Source organism: Micromonospora sp. HB375 (assembly GCF_017872985.1).
GTDB classification, from domain to species: domain Bacteria; phylum Actinomycetota; class Actinomycetes; order Mycobacteriales; family Micromonosporaceae; genus Micromonospora; species Micromonospora chalcea.
Map to the genome: position 1 here is coordinate 2,943,743 of NZ_JAGGJO010000001.1, position 21,188 is coordinate 2,964,930.

The window sequence follows — 21,188 nt, forward strand, 5'->3', positions numbered from 1 at the left end:
TCAGCGCCGGGGTACGGGGTCACGCTCCAGCCGCATCTGCGAGTCGTCGTCCCCGGCGGGGACGACCCGGCCTGCCGCGTCGTACGCGAACCGCGTCACCGCCTCGCCGGTGCGCCGCTCCACGACCCGGCCGAGCAGGTCGTACGCGTAGTGCGTGACAGCGCCGGTCGCGTCGGTGCGCTCGACGAGCTGCCCGGCGGCGTCGTAGACGTACCGCTGGGTGCGGCCGTCGAAGTCGGTCTCGGACACCATCTGGCCGTTCGGGTCGTACGTGTACGTCCACGTCGCGCCCGCCGGGTTGGTGACCCGGACCAGCCGCAGCTCGGTGTCGTACGCGTACTCGGTGCGGTTGCCCTCGTCGTCGATCTCGGCCGTGACCAGGTCGAACGCGCCGTACTCGCGGATCGTCCGGCGGCCGGTGGCGTCAACCCACTCGACCAGGTTGCCCTCGCCGTCGTAGCGGAACTCCTCGACCGAGCCGTCCGGGTTCTCCCGCCAGGCCAGGTCGCCCTCCAGTGTCCAGCCGAACTCGGTCAGACCGTTGTCGTCCTCGATGCTGAACAGGCGGCCGAGCGCGTCGTAGACGTACTCCGTCTCGCCCTGCCCGGTGCTCACCGAGGTGATCTGCCCGGCCGGGTCGCGCACGACGGCGGTCGGGCCGACGTGCGTGGTCGTGCCCCGGCCGTCGGCGGCCGGCTGCTCGTACCGGACCACCTCGCCTGCGGCGTCCACCTCGGCGACCATCAGGCCGTCCGGGCCGAACTGACGGTTGCGGGTGCTCCCGTCGAAGTCGGTCCAGGACACCGCACGACCGAGGTCGTCGTACGTGGTGGTGGACCGGCTGCCGTCCGGCCGGGTGACCGCGACCAGCCGCCCGAGCGCGTCGTACTCGCTGGAGGTGGTGCGGCCCAGCGGGTCGGTCGTGGACCGCAGGCGGTACGCCTCGTCCCAGACGTTGCGCGTGGTCGCGCCCAGCGCGTCGGTCTCGGCGACCACCTGGAAGCGGTCGTTGAGCTCGTAGACGCGCACCGCGCCGAGCGAGTCGGTCACCACGGTGCGGCCCGGCTGGTAGTCGAACCGGTAGCGCAGGTAGCCGCCCTTGCCGTCGGTGGCGACGCACCGGCCGGCCTCGTCGTAGGTGTACGTGTACCACTCGCCGTTGCGGTCCTCCCAGCGCACGAGCCGCCCGTCGGCGTACGTGAAGCGCTCGGGGTCGCCCGAGGAGTTCGTCACCTCGATCAGGTTCAGGTCACCGTCGTAGCCGAACCGCGACGCCGCCATCAGGTCACCGGCGGCGTTGGGCAGGGAGACCATCGTGATCAGCCCGGCGGACGAGGTGAACGCGATGGTGGCCCCGGTCGACGACAGCAGCTGCGTCGGCGTACCCCGGCGGTCGCGCTGGATCGTCCAGCTGACGCCGCCGTCGGTGACGTCGGTGAGCAGCGACTCGGTGTCCGACGCCGCGGCGAACAGCAGGCTGCGGCCGGACGTCGGATCGGTCAGCAGCCAGCCGCCGCCCACCAGCCGGCGCAGCGGCAGCGTCCGGCCGGTCTCCGGCTGCGCCACCTCGCCCTCGGCGGGCAGCGGGTAGGTGAGCAGCGAGCCGTCGGCGGCCAGGTAGCGGACCTGCTCGCCGTCGACGATGATCCGCTGGTCCAGGGTGGAGGCCCAGGCCCGGCCGAACGACCGGCCCCACCGGTAGTCGGAGCGGTAGGTCCGCTCCAGCGTGAGCCCCGGCAGGACCGCGTCGGTGTGGGTGAGGATCATCCGCCCGGTGGTGACGTCGATCGGGTCACCCACGGTGGGCGTCTGCGCGGTGGTCTTCGCCACCGCCTCGGGCGCCACCCCGGCGAACGTCTCGGTGGTCGGCGAGAAGTCGGCCATGTCGACGTCGGAGTCGGTGTCGCGGACGGACGCCATGTCGACGTCGGAGTCGGTGTCGCGGACGGACGCCATGTCGACGTCGGAGTCGGCGTCGCGGACCGAGGCCATGTCCACGTCCGAGGACGGGGCCGGCTGCGGGTCGCTGGTCCGGATCAGGACGACGGAGCCGTCCGGGCCGATCTGCGGCAGCGTGGCCAGGCCCGGCACCTGCGAGTCCTCGAACGTCACGCGGCCCTGCGAGTCCTTCGACACGTTGACCACGTGGCCGACGGCGCCGGGGCCGTCGGTGCGGAAGCCGACGATGCCGTTGGTGCCGTTCGGCATGGCGCCGAGCGCGTCCATCAGGCCCTGGAGGGTGCCGACCTCCTCGGTGGTGCGGCCCGGGTACTGCTTCTGGATGTCGCTGAGCGCTCTCGGGTGCGTCTGCGGCGGGATCTGGGTGATCAGCCCGGACTGCTTGTAGCTGTCCACGGCCATCGTGAGCGTGACGCAGTCGTTCTGGTTGGCCGCGTCCCGGCCCTGGTGGATCTGCCGCAGGTGCCCCCGGTCCGCGTCGTCGAGCGTCGCCAGGTCGGCGGCGGTGTTCGCGGTGCCGCCGTGCGAGTTGGCCGCCAGGATCCGCAGCGTCGACCCGTTGCTCAGCGGGACGTCGCGGGACAGCGCGTCCCGGAAGGTGTCGAGGATCCGGGACTGCGCCGCCGGGTCACCCTGCGCGGCTGCCAGTTGCTCGGCCAGCGGCGTCGTGGTGTCCGCCGACGGCGTGGCGGAGGCGGCGCCGAGGCTCGCGGGAGCGCTCTGCGGCCCCTGGAAGCCGTACGCCTGACCACCGCCGCGCCGGTGGCTGCCGCCGCCGGGACGGCTCCGGTCCCGCGGGCTGCGTGACCTGTCGCTGCGGTCGTGGCTGCCGCTGGGCTCGCCGTCGACCGCCAACGTGCGGGCCGCGGTTCGCTGCGGCCGGCGTTCACCGGTGATCAGCTGATCGGGCCGGGGACGCTCCGACGGCGGTACGTAGTCCTCCTCGCTGGCGTAGCCACGACGGGCGGGGCCGTACCAGTGACCGACGTCCCCCCAGTAGCGCCGTGCGCGCCCGCTCCGGGCCAGTGAGTGGATCTCCTGGAGCGCGTTCGCCGCCTCGTGCCGCTCCTGGCGGTAGCCACGGGCCTGCTCGGCGAACGCGACAACTGTGGCGAACTCCCGCCCGGCGGCGCTCTCGATGGACTCCAGGGCGGTGAAGCCGCGCAGGTAGTTCGCGATCTGGCCGGCGGTGCGGCGACCGCCGTCGGACTCCGCGCCGATCCGGTCGCCGAGGCCGCTCGTCCCGTCCGGGTGGTTGTACGGGCGGCTGCCGATCATCGGCTCGTTGAAGTGACCCTCGCGGTTGCTGCGGGGACCGGTACGCGGACGGTGACCGGTCCGCGCGTACATGTCGGCGCGGATGCTCTCGAAGCTCTGGTGCGCCGTCGAGGACGTGTCGGCCAGCGCCGTCTGCGGGGCGAAACCGACGGTGTCGAACCAGGCCTGGGCCTGCGCGGTGACCTGACCGACCGGCGTGCTCAACGGCGGCGGCGACGGGGTGTCGCGCTCCACGTACACGTGGGTGACGGTGCCGTCCGCGTTGCGCCTGGTCTCCCGCACCCAGACCGGCATGCCGTACAGCGCGCTCGGCGGGGGCGGCGCCGCGGTCGTGGGCAGGCTGCTGGGCGTCTGCGCGGAGGGAACGGCGAGCGCCGGCTCCACCGCGGCCATCGGGTGGGGCGTAGCCGGGGCCGGCGTGCAACTGGTCAGACCCAGCGGGTCGGCCACGGTCAGCGGGTCGGCGACGTACGCCGTCGGGTTCGGGCCTCCGGTCAGACCGAGCGGGTCGGGGCTGACGTACCGGCCGGTCGCCGGGTCGTAGTAGCGGAACCGGTTGTAGTGCAGGCCGGTCTCGGCGTCGACGTACTGGCCGGGGAAGGCCAGCGGCGTCACGGTGCGGTCCGCGCCGCGTCCCCACAGGTCACCCCGCGACCACCAGCGCAGCCCGCCGCCCGGCTCGACCAGGTGGGTCGGGGTGCCGATGCTGTCGGTGATCACCGCGCGGAGCGTGCCGCCGTCGGTCTGCGCGACCGGCACCGGCGCGTCCGGCCGGTAGTCCCACGTGGTCGTGGTGGTCGCGCCGGTGACGTCGCGGTGCGTCTGCTCCAGCATCAGGTCGCCGGACCAGGCGAAGCACACCTCCTCCAGCACCCGGTCGCCGTCACCGAGGCGCTGCTTGGCGATGCGCCGGCCGAAGCCGTCGTAGCGGTAGCGCCAGCGGTCGCCGCCGGGGGTGACGGCCAGCACCAGCCGGTCCTCGGCGTCCCACTCGAAGCGCCACGCGCCAGCGGCGTCGACCCGGCCGGTGAGGCGGCCCTTCGCGTCGTAGGAGAACGTCGCGTCGTCGGAGCGCACCAGCATCGTGCCGGTGAACTCCCAGCGTCCGCCACCGGCGCCGACCAGGTTGCCGGCCTCGTCGTAGTCGTACCGCTGCGGGACGTCCCCGTCGACGGCCCGGATGCGGCCGGTGTCGTCGGCGGTGAAGGACTGGTCACCGGCGAGCGAGTCGGCGATCGCGGTGACCCGGTCGGCGGCGTCGTAGCTGTAGCGGCGCTCGGCGGCGTCGGCGATCTGCTGCCCGGTGAGCCGGCCCGCCGCGTCGAAGGTCTGCCGCAGCGCGACCAGGCCGCCGACGGTCCGGCCGATCTCCCGGCCGGCGTCGTCGTGCGTGAAGCCGAGCAGGTGCTCCCCGGCGGTCAGGCGCTCCGGGCGGCCGGCGGCGTCGAACGTCCACCGGCTCGACCGGCCCGACGGCGTGGTGCGCGTCGCGACCGCGCCGGAATCGGTGTACGACGTGTGCACCGTCCGGCCGTTGATCGTCTCGGACAGCACCCGGCCCTCGGCGTCCCGGGTGAACCGCACCTGCGCGTCCGGGCTGAGCACGGCCGCGACGTGACCGTCGGCGTCGTACTCGACGCGGGTGACGGCGTCACCGACCCGGCGTTCGACGACCCGGCCCAGCGCGTCCCAGCGGTAGTGGGTGACGGTGCCGGCGGCATCGGTGTGCGCGACCAGCTGTCCCGCGTCGTCGTGCTCGTAGCGCTGGGTACGGCCGTCGAAGTCGGTCTGCCCGCACAGGCGGCCGGCCGCGTCGTACTCGTAGCGCCACGTCCGGCCCGCCGGATTCGTCACCCCGACGAGCCGTAGTTCCGTGTCGTACGTGAACTCGGTGCGGTTCCCCGCCTGGTCCACCCGGGCCGTGGGTAGATCGAAGGGGCCGTACTCGAAGCTCACCGCCCTTCCTGAGGCGTCGATGACGTCCACCAGATTCCCTTCACCGTCGTAGAACCACCGTTGCGTGGAGCCGTCCGGGCGGACCCGCCACGCGAGGTCCCCCTCGGCGGTCCAGCCGTACGTCGTGACCGCCCGGTCCGGGGCCCGGGTCACCCGGACCCGTCCGAGCGCGTCGAACTCGATGCCGCCCGCGGGCGCGGGCCGGGGCGGCGGGACCCGGTGGGTCGAGCCGTCCGGCAGGGTGACCGTGCGCGCTTCGTGGTCGAACCGGGTGACGCGCCCGAGCGGGTCGGTGCGCGACAGCAGCCGGTTCGCCGCGTCCCACTCCTGCCGGGTGGTAGCGCCCAGCGGGTCGACGATCGCGGTGACCTGGCGGCGTTCGTTGATCTCGTACCGGGTCACCTGGCCCAGCGAGTTCGTCACGGACGTGACGCCGTCGTCGTACCGCAGGCGGTAGCGCAGCCAGTCACCGGCGCCGCCGGCCCGCACGCAGCGGCCCGCCTCGTCGTAGTCGTAGCCGAACCACTCGCCATTGCGGTCCTGCCAGCGCACCAGCCGGCCCGCCTCGTCGTAGCGCAGCCGCGTGGCGTGGCCGGAGGAGTTGCGTACCTCGACCAGGTGCCGCCGGTCGTCGTAGCCGAAGGTGGGCAGGTGGAGCGCCTCGGCGGCGGTGTCGCCGGCTGCCCGTACGTGCGCGCCGACGACCAGGCCGCCGGCCAGGTGCGGCACCACGACCACGCCGGAGGTGCAGGTCAGCAGCTCGGGGGTGCCGTCGGCGGCGCGTTCGACGTGCCACCCGACGTCGTCGCTGACCACGTCGCTGAGCCACGAGTCACCGTGCCCGGTGGCCGGGGCGAACAGCAGCCGCCGGCCCGGCTCGGTGAGCAGCCAGCCGCCGCCGGTCAGCCGGCGCAGCGGCCCGCCGGGGCCCAGGACCGGCCGGGCCTCGTCGCCCTCGGCGGGCAGCGGGTACGTGTGGACGGAGCCGTCGGCGGCCAGGAACCGCGCGTGCGTGGCGTCGGTGACGACGCGCTGGTCCAGCGTGGAGGCCCAGGCCGGGCCGAAGCAGCGGCCCTGGCGGTAGTCGGATCGGTGGGTCCGCTCCAGCGTGAGCCCGGGGAGCCGGGCGTCCACCTCGGTGTAGATCACCCGGCCGGTGGCGACGTCGACCGGGTCGCCGACGAGCGGGGTCTGCGCGGTCGGGGTGGCGACGTCCTCGGCCGGCACGTTTTCCGGCGGGACCGGCTCCGGCGGCCGGGTCACCTCGGCCTCGTGCGCGTGGTGGGCGTCCCACCAGGCGCGCTCGGCGTCCGTCACGGCCCGCTCGGCGGCGGCGACGTCCTCCGGATCCGCGTCGGCCCGGGACGTCAGGCCGTCCCGGCGGGCCGTCGTCTCGGACAGCGTCTTCGCCGCGTCGGCGACGGCGAGCGCGGACGCGCGCAGCCCCGGGGGGAGGTCCCGGCCGGTGACGGTGCGGGCCGCCTCCTCGTCCAGCCGGACCACGTAGCCGCCCGGCACCCGGACCTCGGCGCCGCCCCGGTGCTTGCCGGCGGCGTCACGGGAACGCGCCACGAAACGGAACTCGACGTCGTACTCCACCGCCGCGGTGAGCTTGTCGTCCGGGTCGGTGCGCCGGGTCGGCTTGCCGGTCGTGCTGACGGCGACCTTGCCCTCGTCCTTCACCTGGCGGGCCGGGTCGGTGCGGTAGAGCTGCTGCTCGACGAGGGTCGCGGCGTTCACCGCGTTGAAGGCGTCCCGCTCGCCGACCTTGCTCGCGCCGCCCGGATGACCGACGCCGCCGACGACCAGCGGCCCGGCCGTCCTCAGCGCGAACGAATGAGCGCTGGTCTGCTCGTACTCGGTGTCGGCGCTGCGCTTCGCCGAGCCGCCGATCTTCACGGTGGCGTCTGCGCGCAGCAGCTTCGGGCGGGCCACCAGGCGGGCGTCGAGGAACAGGTCGCGGCCCAGCCGGGCCGGCATCGGCAGCGGGAACGCGCCGGCCAGCATGGCCGGCAGCGCCTTCATCCGGGTGACGGTCAGGGCGTCGCGCAGCGCTGCGGTGACGTCGCGGCCGGGTTCGACGCCCGAGGCGACGAGCGCCTGCCGGGCCGCCTCGTGCAGGTCGGGCAGGCGGACCAGGACGTCCTCGACGGCGAAGCGGCCCGGCTCGGGCAGCGGATCGAAGCCGGTGGCGGCGCGCCACACCTGCCGCCCCGCATCGGTGGTCTGCCCGGCGGGTACCGCCGTGACCGGCTCGGAGACGGCCTGCGACCGGCCCGGCGTGGCCGAGTACGTGGTGACGTCGCGGACGGTCTGGATCGACACGCCGTCCTCGGGCAGCCCCTTGCCGGTGACGGTCATGGTCAGCCGGACCGCCCCGCGGAACGTCGGCACCGGCCCGGAGACGGTGAGCGTCTGCTCGTACGTGCGGCCGGCGCGTTCGGTCGCCTTGGTGGCCCGGTTGCCGAGGGCGGCGGTGCCGGTGAGGCCGGCGGCGACGGTGCCGGAGGCCGGGCCGTGCCCGGTGGTCCGGGTGGCGTCGTCCTCGACCCGTTCGGTCTCGGTGCCCTGCGCCCGCGCGGTCAGCGTCACCTGCGCCGCCGTCCGGGAGGTGGTGCGGGTGTGCGCCTCGCCGACGACCGAGCGGTCGGTGACCGACAGCTCGTCGACCACCTCGATGCCGGTGAAGCTCGGCTCGCCCATCGGCTCGGCGGTCAGCGTGATGTGGTAGGTGGAGCCCCGGAAGCGCCGCTCCACCCGGATCGGCTCGCTCCGGCCGCCGTTTAGCGCGTCCGCCAGGTGCAGGTGGGCGGCGCCGAGGAAACCGGAGCTGCCGAGCCCGCGTACCGGGTCGAAGGGGCTGCGGTCCTGGGTGGACGGCAGGATCGCCTGGGCGAGTTCCTCGCCGGCCGCCCGGGCCAGGGCCCGCCGCAGGTGCGGGATGCGGTCGGTGAGGTCGACGTGGGTGGTGGCGCCGCCGATGCCGAACGAGCGTTGCGGTCCGGGCCGGAACGCGGGTTGTTCCGTGTCGTCCGGGGTGCCGGGGTCGGCCGCGGCCTCGTCCTGCCGCTGCTGTTCCTGCCGGACGAGCTCGCGTTCGCGCCGCTGGTGCTCGGCCTGTACGGCCCGCTGGCGCTCCTGCGCCTGAAGCAGCGCCTGCGTGGCCTCGTCGTGCGTCGCGGTCAGCTCGGCGAGCTCGCGCCGGTGCCGCTCCTGCAGCGCGGCGAAGGACTGGTCGACGAGCCGCCGCTCCGCCTCGCCGACCTCGCGGCGCCGGCGTACCCGGTCGACGTAGTCGGAGGCGTCGCGGCGTTCGGTGTGCTGCCGCCGCAGCAGTTTCCCGCGCTCGGTGGCCTGCGCCCGCGCCATCCGGGCGCGCTGCTCGCGCTGGTCGGCGCGGACCGTCTCGGCGTTCTCGGCGTGCCGCAGTTGCAGCCGCACGTCGGCGCTCCGGTGCCGGCGGGCCCGGTCGCGGTCCTGGAGCCGCTTCAGCTCCGCCGGCGTCATCCGCATGACGACAGCGCCCGGCAGGGTGAGCCGCCGGCCGGCGCGGCGGGCCGGGGAGGCAGGCCAGAGGCCCAGCGGAAGCAGGTTGGTGTCGTGCCGCGCCTCGGCGACCACCTCCGCCTCCACGTCGACCCGCACCAGCAGCTCGCGTTCGGGCCGGCCGCCGACGCGCAGCTTCGAGATCCCCGAGACGCTGCGCTCGCTGATCCGGCCCCAGGCGCGCCGCCACGGCGTGACGGACAGGACGACGGCGCCCGCCGGCCGGCCGGTGCTGCCGCCGTGCTCGGCGGCCGGGCCGCTCACCGTGGCGACGCCGGTCGCGGAGAGGCTCAGCTCGACCGAGCGGCCGTGCGTGGTCTTGCGCGCGGTGCCGCTGGCGAAGGTCCGCTTGATCCGGGCGAACTCGTCCGCGTCGTCGAGCACCACCGGGTTCGTCGGTCGCAGCCGTACCCGCACGTCGGCGCGGGCGTCCGCGGCCCGGCGGCCGTGCCACAGGTTGCTCAGCGCCAGCGGTCGGCTGAACAGCTCGGCGTCACCGGTGAGACGCTCCGGCGACAGCTCGTCCGCGACGACTGTGGAGATCCGGCCGTCCTCGGCGGTGTAGATGTCGTCGCCGCTGGCCTCGTGCAGCGTGTCGACCACGGCTTCCTGCAGCCGGCCGGCGCCGACGAAGGACTCCACCCGGCGTCCGTCGAGGTCGTGCGGTCCGCCGGTCATCCGGCTCAGCGGCGGCGGGTACGCGATGGTCTGCTCGTCCCGGACGGCGGGGCCGGGCTCGGGAGCGGGGCGCTGCCGGGAGACCCGCGTCTCGGGGACGAGCATGCGCACGTCGAGGCGGTGGGTGCGGGGGCGCTGCTCGGACGTCGCGACGACGGTGGGCACGTCCCGGCCGTACGCCCCGACGGACAGCTGCCGGCCCGCCTGGTTGACCCGCACGCTGGACCGGGTCGTGACGGTGAGGTCGAGGGTGGCGGCGAACTGGCGCAGCCGTACCCCGGTGGGCTTGCCCTTGTCGTCGAGCGCCGGACAGTGGCTGCTCTCGGCGGCCTGCCGGCCGGTGATCGCGCTCTCGTCGGCGGCGCTCCAGGTGACGGCGGCGCGGGGGCCGCCGAGCATCGCCGAGGCGGCCTGGCCGAGCGGGCCGAGGATGCGCGGCTCCAGGCTGATCTCGGCCGACGTGCTGCGGTCGCGCCCGCCGGTCACAGTGGACCGGGCGTCCTGTTTGGTGTCGGCGCCGATCTTGTCGTGGTCGAGCAGGTCGCCGTCGGACACGTCGCCGAGGGTGCCCCGGATGGTCACCACAGTGACGTGGTCGTGGAACGTGCCGGTGCGGATCAGCGGGATCTTCAGCCCGGGGCCGACGATCCGGTCCGCCAGGTGGCGCAGCTGGTCGGGGGAGAGCTGGGTACGCAGGTCCGCGTCGCGGCTCAGCGCCGCCTGCAGTTGCGGGGTCAGCCCGTCGGCGAGCCGCGGGTCGTCGAAGTGCCGCAGCATCTCGTCCCGGGTGGCCAGGCGGAACCGGTCGTGACCGGGCACCGACCGCACCGCTTCGGCGACCGTCTCGTAGAGCCCCTGGTCGCCGAACCGGGTCAGGTACGCGCCGCCGAACGACTCGCCCCGCTCGATGCGGGCCGGCGCGAAGTGGGTGCGGGCGGCGCCGCGCCGTCCGTGCCATTCCCGGCCGCCCGGGTCGAGCGCGGTGCCCGGCAGCCGGTCGCGGGTGGTCCACTGGAGCGCCTCGACGGAGCCGGCCAGCATCCGCGGCGGACGGCCCAGGACGCGCACCTGGACGCCGTACTCGACGCGGTACCGCACGGCGGGAGCGGTGCCCGTCACGGTCTGCTTTGCGCCGGTCCGCTCGGTGATCGTCCGGCTGACGCCGGACTCCCGGCTGCCGCCGACCCGGGGCGCGACGACCAGGCTGAGCGGCCCTGCGTCCACACCGGGACCGGCGGTGCCCCAGACACCCCACAGCCGCTTGGCGGTGGCGCCGCCGGTGCTCTCGGCGGCGAGCGCGGACGTGTCGACGTGCGTGATGCCGTCGACGCTCTCCACCTGCTCGACGCGGCGGGCGACCAGGCGCACCTCGACCTGCTGGCTGCGGCCCGGGAAGAAGCGCCGCCAGCCGGTGCGCGCGCCGCGCGGCAGCGAACCGGACCGGACCCAGCCGTCGTGCCGGTTCGCCGGGTCGGTGACGACCGTCGTCGGCAGCTTGCCGGCGAACGCCGCGTCGCTGAGCAGCTTCTGCACGGCCGGACGGCCGGGCGCGCCGATGCGGACCAGGTCGCCCATGCCGTCCTCGGCGAGGATCGCCTCGACCTGCTCGAAGAACGTGGCGCCCGGATCGGCCGGGCGGCTGCGTACGCTCTCCACCGCGAACCGGGCCGGCACCGGTCCGTCGAGCGCCGGGCCCGCGGCCGACGGCGCGGTCGCGCCGACCGGACGCAACCCGGTCGGTACGGCGAGAGCGACGGTGCCGGCGGCCTGGACCGGTCCGGTGTCGGGGCGGCCGGGCCGGACGAGCCGGGCGACGAAGCGGATCGGCACTGTCACTTCGGCCAGGTCGCTGACCTTGACCGTGGTGGTGGACGTGTAGGTGCTCTTGTGGGCGGTGGAGTGTTCGGTGGTGGGCGCCGTCGGCACCGAGCCGCCCGCGCCGACGATCACGCCCGGCAGCGCGGTGACAGTCGCCTTCGGCTCGACGTGCCGGTCCCGGGTGTGCCGCAGCGTGTGGGTGAGGTTCTCCCGGGTCTTCGTGGTGACCTTGCGCGGGTCGTCGTGCACCCGGTCAACCGTCAGCCCGTCCCAGTCGAGGACGGCGGTCACCACCAGTTCGGCGGGGCGGCCGCCGACCGTGACCGGGTAGGGGCGGCCCGCGCCGAGGAACTGGTCGATGTCGTCGCGGCTGTCGGCCTCCACCGCGGCGACGACGTCGGCCGGCAGGCGGGGGTCGAGGGTCCGCAGCGCCGCGCCGAGCGCCGCGTCCCGGGTGGCCCGTAGCTGCTCGGCGAGGCCGAGGGTGCGGCTGTCCCGCAGGTAGGCGGGCAGGCGCCGGCGCACCGCCTCGGGTGACGGCAGCGCCACCTCGCCCTCGGTGGTCAGCGCCGTGCCGATCTCCTCGGCGGCGGCCTCGGCCGGGGCCGCCTCGCCCGCTGTGGTCTCGTCGCTGCGGGTCTCCGGCGGCGAGAACGGCGCCAGGCCCGCCGGTCCGGTCTCCACCAGCAGGTCGGCCGGTGGCTCCAGGTCGGAGTCGGCGTCGTCCTGCGGCGTCGTCGCGTCCGGCGCGTCGGCCGGCGCGGGTGACGGGGACCGGGGTGGCACGCCGAGCCGCTCGGCCAGGTCGTAGACGTCGTTGAGTCGCTCCTCCGACCCGGTCAGCGAGTCGTGGGCCTCGTCCATGTGCGACAGCGCGGCCGTGTGCGCGGCGTACGCCCCGGGCGCCCGGGACGCCACGTCGGCGACCAGGCGCTCGGCCTGGGCGGCGATGTCGCGCCGGTCCCGGACCGCGGTGGGCAGGTCACCGAGCGGGGCCAGCTCGGCGGTGATCCGGTCGAGGTCGGCGCGTCGCCGCGCGGTCGCGTTGACCGCCGGGTACGCCCGCAGCAGCGCGTCCGCGAGCGCCAGGTCCCGTCGCGGGCCGGGCGGGAGGCCGAGCGCCGCGGTGGCGTCGGCGGCCGCCCGGGCGGCCTGGTCCGCCCAGTGCCGGGTCTCGGCCCGCAGGGCGGCGAGCCGGTCGTGCCGCTCCCGCAGGAACCGCAGGTCCGCGTCGGCGCGCGCCGCCGTCGACTGCGCCCACGCGGCGTCGTCGCGCAGGTCGCGTACGGTCGCCACCTCGGCGGCCGAGGCGGCGAGCGAGGCGCGTACCCCGGCGTCCCGGTCGCGGATGTGCTCCTCGGTCCGGCCGGCGATCTCGCGCAGCCGCCGCGCGTCGGCCGTGTCCCCGGCCCGGGCCGCCGCGTCGACGCCGGCCCGCGCCAGCTTCGGTGCCTCGTCGGCGCGCTGGTCGAGCTGGAGCTGGCTCTCCGACAGGTCGGCCACCCGGTTCGCCGCGTCGCGGTGCAGCCCGGCGGCGCGCCGGTGCGTGGCGTCGGCCCGGGTGGCGTCGTCGAGGGCCGGAGCGAGCGCGTCGAGCGCCGGCCGGGTCCGGGTCTCGACCTCGGTGGCGTCGGACCGCGCCCAGGCGGAGAGCTGCGCGACGGACCGAGCCGTCCGGTCGGGGTCGACCTGACCGACCGGGGTGTACGCGTCGAGCACGTGCGACAACTCGGTGACGGTGAGCCGGGCGGGGTCGGTGGGTGACGCCTCGAACTCGACGAACCGGGTGTCACCGGTCGGCGGGGTGAGCGCTTCGCCGTCCGGGCCGCGACTGTCGCTGCCGGTGACGATCGCGTGTCCGGTCGACCCGGCCCACACCACGCCGCCAGGCGCGATGATCCTGGTGCCGGGCAGTTCGCGGGCGAGCTGCGCGGCGAAGCCGTCCCGGCGGTCGGTGCCGCTGTCGCAGACGATCAGGACGATCGGGCGTCCCTGCCAGCGGTCGTGGTCCTCGCGGATGCGCGCGGCGAGCTGCGCCGGGGTGATCCGGGCGTCGCCGACCCGGATCGCGTCCGTCTCGCCGTGTCCGAACACGTGGTAGCGGTCGGGCCGGTCCGGGAAGTCCCGGGCGGTGGACCTGGTGGCGCGGTCGCCGGGCGCGGCGAACACCAGGCCGGAGTCGACGGCGCCGCCGGTCGTGGCGCTCGTGGTCGTGGTCGTTGTCGTGGTGGCGGTCGGCGCGAACGTGGCGAGGCCGTCGTCGCCGAACATCCCGAAGTCGCCGGACTCGCTGTCGCTGTCGTCGCCGGTGTCAGCCGCCGGGGGCGGCGGGGGCACGTACGGCGCGTAGGTGACCCCGCCCCACGCGTCGATCGTGCGGACCAGCGCCAGCCGGCCCTGCGGCTTGGCGCCGCGCACCTGATACTCCCGGACCGGGCCGCCCGCCCCGTCGTGCACGGTGAGGTGCACCCGGCTGCCCCGGGCGGCGGCGAACTCGACCACGTCGTGCGCGTTGCCGATCCGCTGCCGTTCGGCGTCGTCGATCGGGGCGCCGCGGCGCTGCGTGCCGGGGTCTGGTGCGAGGGCCGCCCGCACGAAGTGCCCGTTGTCGTACGGGCGCTGCTGCCGCATCGCGGCGGCGTCGTCCAGCACGATCGTGTCCCGGCCCGCCCGCAGGGTGTCGATCCGCAGGGTGTTCGCATCGGCGCCCGGCAGCCCGGCCGCGATCGCGTCGTAGAGGGAGCCGGGCTGCCGGCTGAGCCCACCACGATCGGCGATGGCGGTGGCGGCGGCGAACTCCTGCTGGATGGTCCCCGAGTCGTTCGACGTGGCGACCAGGTGCGCGGCGACGAGGCGCTGGCTGGTCGGCAGGCCCACGGTCCGGGCCGGCTTCGACGGGTCCAGGTCGGGGTCGACGGTGAACTCGCCGCTCGGCTCCGGCGCGGGACCCGCCCCGGGCGGCGGCAGCGAGACGGTGGTGACGAGCCGGTTGTGCGGCTGCGCGCCGAGTTGCTGGAGCTGCTCCGGCGTCAGCGACTCCTGCCACGTGCGCGGCGGCTCGCCCGGGGCACGCGCCACCCCGGCACGGCGGGGCGTCACGTCGGTGGGGGCGGCGAACGGCTTGCCGGCGGCTCTGTCGGGCTTGCGCAGCTCGGCCCGGTACTCCTTGAAGCCGGTGCCCTCGGTGTAGAACAGCTGCCGGTTGGCGTTCGTGGGCACGGCGTGCGACTGGGGCAGGAAGTTACCGGCGGCGAAGTCGGCCGCCAGCCGGGACAGGTCGGTGGGCGTGGCGGCGCCCACGAAGTCCGTCATGAACCCCAGGTCGCGGTCGGGGTGCCTGTTGTTCTGCGACTCGACCTGGACATCGGTGGTGAGGACGTCCGGGGGCAGGCCGGCCGGCGTCGCCGCGCCGTGGGCGACGGCCAGCTCGTCGCCGTACGCCTGGTGCAGGCTCTCGGCCAGCAGGAGGAACTCGGCGCCCGCGTCACCGAACCGGACCTCGGGCCGGCCGAGGACGAGCAGGCCGTCGACGAAGAGGTTCGGCTCCGGCGAGTACGGGAGCATGGGGTGGACGGTGGCCTGCCGGTCCCGGGAGCGCATGTCCTCGTCCACGGCCGTGGCGAAGTCCCGGACGAACTTCTCCTGCCCGGCCTCGGTGGCGAGCTTGCCGAGCCCGCCGTGGACGGCGGCCAGCTTCTGTCGCTCGATCCCGAGTTCCTTGCGCGCCTCCCGGTCGTCGCGCGTGGCGAGTTCGGCGATCCTCGCCTCGTGGTCGCGGGCGCGTCGTTCCAGCCGTTCCCGGGTCCGCCGGACCAGATCCGTGGCGTCGCCGACCCGGTAACCGCCGGAGATCATCAAGGGCCGGGCCGGGGAGTCCGCCTGCTGCCCGGTCGCCTCCGGGTCGAACCGGGTCGCCCGGTCGACGCGGTCGAAGACGTGGGTGCCGTCGGCGACCGTCCGGGCGCCCCGGTCGAAGTCCTGGATCGAGACGTACGGGTAGCGGCGGTCCGCGCCGTCCGGGCCGCCCTGCGCGAGGCCCTGGATCGCGGCCACCGTGTCGGGATCGCGCAGCACCTGGTTGCGGGTGCGGCCGTACGGGAACTTGTCGTTCTTCGTGCCGACCGCGTAGCCGTTCACCGCCACCGGCACGTCGAGGCTCTCGGCGAGCCGGGCGGCCCGGGCGACAGCGTCCCGGAACGCCAGGTCCGGCACCTCGGCGGTGGTGTTGACGCCGAAGACGAACGCGACCCGGGTGCCCGGGGCGAGGCCCTCGGTGACGGCTCGGACCACCTCGGGGATCTGGTCGACGTCGGCGGCCGGGAGCATCGAGTTGACGACGAACCCGATCGGCGCCGCCTCGGTCTTGAGGTCGATCGTCGCCTGCCGGTAGTTGCCCGGGTCGACGTCGCGGGTGTGCCCGGTCAGCTCGTCGAACCGCGCGTTGCGGCCGCCGGGCACCCGTACCGGCTCGAACCGGGCCGGCCGCGTCCGTGGCGGCAGCGCGCCGCGATCGGGCGAGAGCACGTCGTGCCGCAGGCCGGCGATCCGCTCGACGCCGCGGGCCAGCAGCCGCGGCTCGTTGCCGGGCTGCGGCGTGGTGGTCGCCATCAGCGAGTTGTCGTCGCGGACCAGCGCGCGCTCCAGGGCCCGGCCCGGTATCGCGTACTCGTCGCGCAGGCCCAGGAAGTGCCCGATCTCGTGCGCCAGGTCCAGGTCGGACGAATGCGTCGACCAGGCGGTCTGCGTGGTCGGCGACGGAGTGCCGTGCAGCGCGACGACGGCGTGCGCCTCGCCGGGCCGGGTCACGAACTCCACGGTGACGTTCAGCTGGTCGCGGTCACCGATGCGGAAGCCCTGGTTGTAGATCCGGTCGACCGCCTCGGTCACCCGGGTCTCGACCTCGTCCCGGGCGGCGGCGGCCGTGGCGTCGCGCGCGTCCAGGAAGACCTTGACCGTGAAGTCCTGCACGTTCCGGTCGCCGAGGTCGAGCACCCGGTGGTCGTACGCGATGCGGTTGTCGACCGCTTCGAGGCGCAGGCGGGGGCGGCCGGCTGCCGGAAGGGGCAGACCGGCCCGCTCGTAGGAGCGCGCGACCACGTCCGGAACCCGGGTGTCCGGACTCGGGTCGCGGACGATCACGTCGTACGCGCTGGTGTTCGCGATCCGGTGCGGCGCGGTGTCGCGCTGCTCGTGGCGCGCCCGGGCGATCTCGTCGCGGGTCTTGGGTACGTCGAGCCGGGCCGGCGGGGTCCCGGCCGTGCGGGCGGTGGTGTCCACCGGGGGCGCGCCCGGCGCGGCCTCACGCGAGCGGGCCTCCGGGTCCAACTTCAGGCCGGTGACCGTGGCGAGGGCCTGGTCGACCTGGTCGGAGCCGGTCTGGCCGAGGGCCTGCTGCCACCCGTCGAAGTACGTGCGGACGCTGCCGTCGTCGTCCTGGACGAAGTCCCGCACCGTGGCGGGATCGCCGCCGTGCCGCAGGTACTCCGACGCCGCCAATAGCCGGTCGCGGCCTTCGCCGGAGTCGGTCCGGACCGACGCGGGCCCGTGCTCCCACGGCCGGGTGTCACCCGCGGACGCGGTCACCGAGAGCGTGGGCTTGCCCGCCGCGAGGGACTCCTGCCAGGTGTTGGCGCCTTCGGTGACCACGAGCGTGGCGCGGTCGCGGAGCCCGGCCATCTGCTCCGGCGAGACGCGGGGCAGCGCCGCGACGTGGACGTCGGGGTTGCCTGTCGTGAAGCTCCGCCCGGCGTCGCCGACCACCAGGACGACAGTCGGCCGGCCGGGCCGGGCGGCGGCGGCCAGCCGGCCGACCACGTCGCTGTGCTTGGGAGTGGCCTCGGTCATGCCGTAGTAGACGAGCACCACGTCGGTGTCCGGGTTGTCGACCAGATTCGCGAGAGCGTCGGCCCCGGGAACGCCGGTGGCCCTGACTACCTCGGCGGCGGCCGGCGGCGGGGTGGCCGGTGGCCGGCCACGGTAGGTCGGAACACCGGGCAGGATCTCGTCCAGATTCGTGACCGTCCCGTCCGCGCTGCGGAACTGACGGGGGTACTTGTCCCACAGGAACGGCTGGAGCGTGAGCACGTCGTGCTTGCCGTTGTGGGCGTCGCGTAGCCCGCGCTCCCAGTTCTTCTGGAACCACTCCTCCTTCTTCTCCTCGCTCACCTCCGAGCCGTCGTTGTTCTTCGCGTCGACGGCCGGCAGGACGATCAGGGCGGCGCCCGGAGGTAGCGTTTCGGCGCGGACCAGGTCGAGGCGCAGGCCCTGGCCGACTTCCTGAGCGGTTGTCTCCGCCTCTTTCCGGAACGACGGCTGCAGCTCCCGTCGCCAGTCGGGCAGATCGCTGCCGCCGGCGCCGGGCCACTGCCTCTCCTTCCAGTCCCGCTCCTTGCGTAGGTCGTCGGCGGGCGTCTGTATCCGCCCCTCGCCCGGGTCGACGGGCTTCTGCTGCGGACGCATGACGACGTTCATCCCGCCCCGGCGACCGGTCCACTCGCGGTGGAACAGGTCGTACGAGCCCACCGGGCTGTCGAAGTCGGCCTGCCGGCCGAGCTGCCCGGCGTAGTACGGCGTCTTGTTGCTGGGGTAGGTCAGCACCACAGTGCCCTGGTAGCCGGTCGCGGCCAGCCCGTCGAGCATGGCGACCGTCGCCGCCTGGTGGCCCAGGCCCGGGGAGCCCTGGTCGAGGACGTGCACCATCTGGTACTTGTCGGTGAGCGCTCGCCCGATCGCCGTCGGCACGGGCTGCTGCCGGGGTGGCAGTGTGGCAGCGGAGAGGTCCGCCCGCTGTGGGGCGGTGTTCCGGGTCGGCGCTCCGGCCGGCCGCGGCGGGCGGCCGGGCGCGGCCGGTGGTGGCGGAGGGCCGGGCACCCCGGGGGGAGGCGGCGGCACCGGGGCGATGGGTGGCGGTGGTGGCGGGGGCACCGGGGCGACCGGCGGTGGCGGCGGCGGCGGTGGGGGAACCGGAGCGGCCTGCGGTTCTGACGGTGTCGGGGCCGGCGCACGCGACGGGACCTGCGGATTCGGGTACGGGTCCGGCGCCTGCTCGCGCGTCGCCGATGGGATCGGCAGTTCGCGTACCGGTCCCGCGGTCAGCGCGGCGTCGTGGATCGTCGCCAGATCCTCGGCGGTGAGGTAGTCGACCGGCCCGGTCGAGGTCGCGGCCTGCTCCGACGACGTCGGCAGGACGTCGACCTCGAGACCCATCACACCCGAACGGTCCACTGTGGTGAGCAGGTGTTCGTCGGCCTGGTGACCCTCCTTGGCGCCGAGGTAGTGCATCACCTCGTGCACCATCACGCTCAGGCGGTCGCCGGTGTTCCACAGATGCTGGTCGGAGCGGACGCCGGTCTCGGAGGTCACCTCGACCGGCGGGTTGCGGCGCGGATCGGCCTGCCAGTCGCGGGTCATGCCGTCGCGCCACGGCGGCGTGTCGACGATCAGGTCGATGTGCAGCAGCCGCCCGTCGGGCAGCGTGTACCTGTCGTTGACCATCTCGTCGACGGTGCGCTGCACGGCGTCGGCGAAGTCCCGCAGCTCCTGCGGGGACATCCGGTCGTTCTTCGAGACCAGATCCAGGTGTACGTCGAACGACCGGTAGTCGCGTCCGTCGGCGGTGAACTCCCGCGTGGTGAAGTCGATTGTGGTGATCTCGCCGCGCAGCAGGTGCGTGCCGGGGACGACGGTGTCCTTCCACGGGACGTACCGCTCGGTGCGCAGCCGTTGCGGCTCCGCGTTCGCCTTCGCCCGCTGGAACTGCGGGCTCGGCGTGGCCCGGCCGGGCGTTCCGGTAGCCGGGGTGACGGGTTGAGTCGTTCCCGGGTCGCCGGTCCGGGCCGGGCCGGGGTGGGAACCGGCCTGCGCGAGGTCGTCCCGGCCGCCGGTGTGGTCCGCGCCCACCGGGGCGTGGGCGGTCGTCGCACCCTCCACGGTGACGGCTGGACCGTCGGTGGTGACCACCGGCCCGGTCGGTGTGGACGCCGCAGTCGCGGGTGCCGGGGTGGCCGGCGCGTCGATGCCCCCTGCGGGACCGGTCGCCGGTGGCACGCCGACCGCAGCGACCTCGACCGAGACGCCGCCCGCCTGCTCCCGTACCGGTGGCAGCACAGGCGCGGCACCGGTGCTGTCGGTCCGCCCCGCCGCGGGCGTGGCCGCCGACGGCGGGTTCGGCGAGGACGTAGCGGTGGCGGGTGCGGGCGGGGCGGCCGACGGCGTGGCCGGGGAGGACGTAGCGGGGGACGGCGCGGTCGTGGACGGCGTCGGTCCGGCCGGGGCTCCCGGTGGGGAGCCGGAGGTGGCGGGCGGCTGCGTCGCCGACGTCGACGGCGTGGTGGTGTCGAACCCGGGCAGCCCACCACCCGACGTCGAGACGTCCGGTCCGGCCAGGGTGCCGTCGCGCGTCGTCGCGGCGTCGGTGACCACCGTCGCGGGGGCGGCCGAGGGCGCGCCGGTGGCGGTCGACGGGCTTGCGGTCGCAGTACCCGTCGAGTCGCCGCGCGCGGACCTGTCCCCGGTGGAGACCGGGGCCTCCGTCCCGCCGGCCGTGTTGCCGGTCCCGGCGGGGTTGCCGGCGCCCTGGCTGCCGGTGCCGTCGCGACCCGCGCCCTGACCACTCGCGACCGGGCCGTCGGCGCCGCTCTGCCCACCGGCCGTCGCGCTTCCAGCGCCGGTCTGCCCACCGGGGGCCGAACCCGCACCCACCTGGACGCCCGGGCTTCCCGCGCCCTGCTGACCCGGCCCCTGACTACCTGGACCCTGACCGGCGCCGCCCTGACTCCCGGCGCCTTGACCTCCGGAGCCCTGACCCCCGGAGCCCTGGATGCCGCCGACCGAACGGCCCGGACCGGAGTCGCCGACGGCGCCACCGGCGGCGCCGGAGCCGTCGGCGGGCAGCCCACCGACGCCCTGGTTCCCGGCGCCGCCGTGACCTGCGCCCGTCCCGGTGGGGGAGCCGACGGGCGGGGGAACCGGTGGTCCGTCCACGCTCGTCGGCGGCGGCGTGGACGGCGTGGTGGTGAGGCTGTTCGTCTCGATCTTCGGTGGCGCCTTGGCGCCCGCGCCGGGGCCGTAGCTGTTGCCGACCACTGTGGCGTAGTGGTGCGCCATCCCGCCGATCAGCGAGGAGGACATGGTGGCCCACGGGTTGAATCCACCGCCGCCGACCATCATGGTGAACAGGCCCTCGAACAGCGTCTCGGCGAGCGCCGACAACCCTTCCCGGGACAGGATGCTGTCGTTGATCTTCGGGAAGAACTTGCCGCCGATCATCTGCACGCCGCTGACGCCCGCGCCGATGAAGGCGCCACCGGCGAACGAGATCGCCAGGTCCTTGTAGTCGAGGGACTTGCGGTTTCCCTCGATGATCTGGGTCACCTGGGCGGCGGCGCTCTGCCAGAGTTCCTCCAGGCCCTCCTGGAACGCCTCCCAGGCCAGCCGCATCAGCATGTGCCGCAGGCGCTGCCGGAACAGGTCGATCAGAGCCTTGACGATCTCCTGACCGATCTTGATCAGGGCGGGAACCGCCGCCGCGCCGAAGCCGGAGGCCAGCGCGATGGCGATCTCGACGACTTGGGTGAAGGCCGCGATGACGATGTTGTACTGGGTGTTCTCCGAGTCCAGCGCGAAGTTGTACGCCGATCCGCCCAGCGCCAGCGCGATGTTGCCGCCGGCCGGCACGTTCTTGGTGATGCCCACCTGGTACTGCTGGAACGCGTCCATCGCCGGGCCGGACAGGCTGCCGGCCAGCCCGTAGCCGAGGTTGGCGGTGGCGCCCATCCCGTTGAGGATGGTGCTGCTGAGCGCGTACAACTCGTCGCCCATTGCGCGAAGGGCGGTGGGGTCGGCCTTCGGGTACTCCTCACCGACGGCGACGAGGATCAGGTCGTACGCCCACTGCCACTGCGGGTCGTTGGGGATGTGGAAGTCGGGCATGTGCTACCGGCGACGGGTGGTGG

General features: G+C 74.9%; 1 protein-coding gene. It reads right to left on the reverse strand.

Annotated elements, in window-relative coordinates:
- The gene (locus J3R08_RS13645; RefSeq protein WP_209964529.1) at window positions 1–21,165 is read right to left on the reverse strand and encodes a DUF6531 domain-containing protein; all 21,165 of its coding nucleotides are present in this window, start codon (window positions 21,163–21,165) and stop codon (window positions 1–3) included.
- Window positions 21,166–21,188 lie beyond the last annotated feature (23 nt).

Excerpts from the sequence above, each read along its gene's own strand:
- J3R08_RS13645 (WP_209964529.1), bottom strand. The coding sequence starts at position 21,165 with ATGCCCGACTTCCACATCCCCAACGACCCGCAGTGGCAGTGGGCGTAC.